Origin of the sequence: Actinomadura sp. NPDC049382 (genome assembly GCF_040677125.1) — a bacterium.
In the GTDB taxonomy this organism is placed as follows: domain Bacteria; phylum Actinomycetota; class Actinomycetes; order Streptosporangiales; family Streptosporangiaceae; genus Spirillospora; species Spirillospora geliboluensis.
This window is the reverse complement of record NZ_JBFARO010000249.1, coordinates 1-3,323: the sequence shown is the minus strand read 5'-3', so window position 1 is coordinate 3,323 and position 3,323 is coordinate 1. Positions and strand designations below refer to the sequence as shown.

The 3,323-nt window shown below is 76.5% G+C and carries 3 protein-coding genes and 1 pseudogene; 1 reads left to right on the top strand and 3 read right to left on the bottom strand.

Going from position 1 to position 3,323, the window contains the following annotated elements:
- Positions 1-732, top strand: a pseudogene (locus AB0K34_RS46320) (hypothetical protein); the annotation flags it as partial.
- 111 nt (positions 733-843) lie between these two features.
- On the opposite strand, the gene AB0K34_RS46315 reads toward AB0K34_RS46320, so the two are convergent.
- From AB0K34_RS46315 to AB0K34_RS46305, 3 genes are read right to left on the bottom strand one after another with little or no spacing between them, the layout of a single operon-like run.
- A complete protein-coding gene (locus AB0K34_RS46315; RefSeq protein ID WP_364554896.1) occupies positions 844-1,533 on the bottom strand; it encodes an adenosylcobinamide amidohydrolase in 690 nt (229 codons plus the stop codon).
- Positions 1,530-2,300 carry an ABC transporter ATP-binding protein gene (locus tag AB0K34_RS46310; RefSeq protein ID WP_138635196.1) on the bottom strand — a complete coding sequence of 257 codons (771 nt, stop codon included), beginning with the start codon at positions 2,298-2,300 and terminating at the stop codon, positions 1,530-1,532. The genes AB0K34_RS46315 and AB0K34_RS46310 overlap by 4 nt, the downstream gene beginning before the upstream one ends.
- Positions 2,297-3,262 carry an iron ABC transporter permease gene (locus AB0K34_RS46305; protein ID WP_364554898.1) on the bottom strand — a complete coding sequence of 322 codons (966 nt, stop codon included), beginning with the start codon at positions 3,260-3,262 and terminating at the stop codon, positions 2,297-2,299. Before AB0K34_RS46305 ends, AB0K34_RS46310 begins: the two co-directional genes overlap by 4 nt.
- Positions 3,263-3,323: the final 61 nt, after the last annotated feature.

Genomic DNA, 3,323 nt, shown 5'->3' with positions numbered 1-3,323 from the left:
GCCGCGGCCGCCCGCGCCGAGGCCGAGCGGCTGACCGCCGAGCGCGACACCGCCCGGCAGGAGGCGGCGGACGCGCGGGACGAGGCCGACGGCGCGTCCGCGGCCCGGCTCGCCGCCGAGCGCGAGCGCGACCGGATGGCGTCCCGCGAGGGGGAGCTGCTCGCCTCGCTGGAGAGCGCCCGCTCCGAACTCGTCGCCCTGCACGGCCGGGTGTCGGAGGCCGAGACGCTCCTGGAGGGGCGGCGCGTCGAGTCGGCCGCCGCCGAGCGCGCCGCCGAGGACCTGCGCTCCGCCGTCCGCGACGCCGAGGCCAAACGCGGGCAGGCCGTCGCCGACCGCGACCAGATCCAGGCGCGCGGCCGGGAGCTGGAGCGCCACAACTGGCAGCTGACCCGTGCCGCCGAGGAGCTGCGCGCGGCGGTGCGGGCGCTGACCGCCGAGCGCGACGCCGCGCGGTCCGAGGCCGACCGTGCCCGCCGCCGCGTCGACGCGCTCACCGCGCTCGCCGACCGCCAGGACACCGGCCCCCGCCCGGTGGCCGACCCGGAGCCGCTGACCGGGCTGCACCCGCTGCCGCCGGTGAACGGGACGCGGACCGGGTCGCTGCTGGACGGCGGCGACCCGCTCGCCACCGGCCCCCGCACCGGACCGCTGAACGGGCACCACAACAGCCACCGCAACGGACATGCCAACGGGCACGCCAACGGACATCGCCTTCCCCACGCCGGCTGACGGTCACGCCGGCGAAGCGACGCACAGGTAGGAGGTGAGGCGCAACCCCCATACTGCACTGGCCCTGAATCCGGCCGCCGTACCGCACCGGGGTGGTACGGCGGCCGGGTGCTAGCCGCGGGTCTCCAGGTACCGGGTGTAGTCGACCGCCCCGGCATGGACGGCGGCGTGCACGGCGCGGGCGATCCGCGCGCCCCACGTCGAGCGGGGCCCGGCGAAGACCTCTTCCGCCGCGCCGCCGGACGCGGCCGCCACGCAGACGGCGTCGGACGCGGTGCCCGTGCACGGGAAGCCCGCCTCCAGGAGCGCCTGCGTCTTCGCCTCCGTCGCGGTGACGACCGCGTTCACCAGCGCCGCGTCGCTCAGCGGGACGGGCACGGCGACGACGATGTTGATGGTGCCGGGCGTCCGGGCCGACCGGGGCGTTCCGTCGAGCGGCGCCAGCTCGGGGTCGGGGGTCCCGGCGGGGGAGGCCGCCCAGGTCGGGACGCGCAGCCCCACGGTCGCCGACGCGCGCACGCCCGCGTCGTCCCGCCGCATCGTGCGGGCGACGGACGCGGCCGTCAGCATCCCGACGCCCGCCCCCTCCAGCCCGTACAGCGCGGCCAGCTCCGTCAGGTGCGCGACGGGGTCGGTGCGCGAGTAGGCGCCCGGGACCTGCGCGTTCAGCACCCATCCGGCGGGGCCGATGCCGCCGCCGAGCATCGCCGACGAGATCATCCGATGGCCGGGCCCGGCCCGCCACACCGTCGCGGCGAGGCGCTTGCCGTCCTCCTCGCGCCACACGGTCTCCAGATTCACGGCCGCTCCAGCGCCAGCATCGGCCGCCCGCCCGGACCGGGGGCGACGTGGACCCGCGCGCCGAAGTGCTCCTCGACGACCGCGCGGGTGAGGACCTCCTCCGGCGTGCCCGCCGCCGCGACCCGCCCCTCGGAGATGAGGACGAGCGCGTCGGCGTACTGCCCGGCGAGGGTCAGGTCGTGGATCGTCGTCACCACGGTCAGCCCGTCGGCGAGCCGCAGCCGGTCGACCAGCTCCAGCACCTGCTGCTGGTGGCCGATGTCGAGCGCGGTCGTCGGCTCGTCCAGCAGGAGCACCGACGTCTGCTGCGCCAGCGCGCGCGCCAGCACCACCCGCTGCCTCTCGCCGCCGGACAGGTGGTCCAGAGTGCGGGTGGCGAAGGCGGTGAGGTCGAGCCGTTCGAGGACCTCCTCGGTGATGGCCCGGTCGCGCGCGCTCTCCCGGCCGAGATGCGGGATGTAGGGGGAGCGTCCGAGCAGGGTGTAGTCGAACACCGTCATCCCCACGGGGAGGTGCGGGTTCTGCGCGGCGTAGGCGACCGTCCGGGCCCGCTGCCGCGGCTTGAGCCGCTGGAGGTCCTCGCCCGCCACCGTGATCTCGCCGCGCGAGGCCACCAGGCCGAGCACCGCGCGCAGCAGCGTCGACTTCCCGGCGCCGTTCGGCCCGATCACCGCCGTCCACGACCCGGCGGGGACGTCCAGCGACACGCCCTTCAGCACCGGCCGGCCGCCGAGCGACACGTCCAGGCCCCGCACCGCGACCGTCACGTCTCCACCTGCCTGCGGGACGCGCGCAGCACCGCCACGAAGAACGGGCCGCCGACGAACGCCGTCACCACGCCGAGCGACAGTTCGCCGGGGCTGATGAGGGTGCGCGCCACCAGGTCCGCGAGCTCCAGGAACGCGGCGCCGCCGAGCAGCGACAGCGGCAGCACCACCCGGTACGAGCCGCCCGCCAGCCGCCGCACCACGTGCGGTACGACGATGCCGACGAACCCGATCAGCCCGCTCACCGCCACCGCCGACGCCGTCGCCAGCGACGCGGCGAGCAGCACGATCAGCCGGACCCGGGACGCCGACAGGCCGAGGCTCGCCGCCTCCTCGTCCCCGACGCTCAGCACGTCCAGCAGGCGGCCGTGCGCCAGCAGGACGACGGTGGACACGAGCGCGTACGGGGCGACCAGCGCGAGCTGGTGCCAGTCCGCCGAGCCGACCCCGCCGAGGATCCAGGAGAAGATCCGCTGCAGCTCCTCGGCGTTCATCTGCTGGACGAGCGTCTGCACCGCCGACAGGAACAGCGACACTGCGACGCCCGCGAGCACCAGCGTCACCGCCTCGTGGCGGCCCGCCGTCCGGCCGAGCGCGTAGGCGAGGAACACCCCGCACAGGGCGCCGGCGAAGGCGGCGAGCGGGATGCCGTAGCCGGGGTCGCCGGGGACGAGGGCGATCACCAGCGTCGCGCCGACCCCCGCGCCGGACGCCGCGCCGAGCAGGTACGGGTCGGCGAGCGGGTTGCGGAACACGCCCTGGTACCCGGCGCCGGCCATGGCGAGCATCCCGCCGACCAGCGCCGCCATCAGCGCGCGCGGCACCCGCAGCTCGAACAGGACGCTCTCGTCGATCGGCCCGAGACCGGAGTCGACGTCCACGAACGGGACCTTGTCCGCGAGCGCCTTCAGCACGCCGCTGACGGGCAGCCCCGCGGCGCCCACCAGCACCCCGGCCAGCAGCGAGGCCGAGGCCGGTGGTGGTGGTCGTCTTGCCGACGCCGCCCTTCAGCGACATGACCGC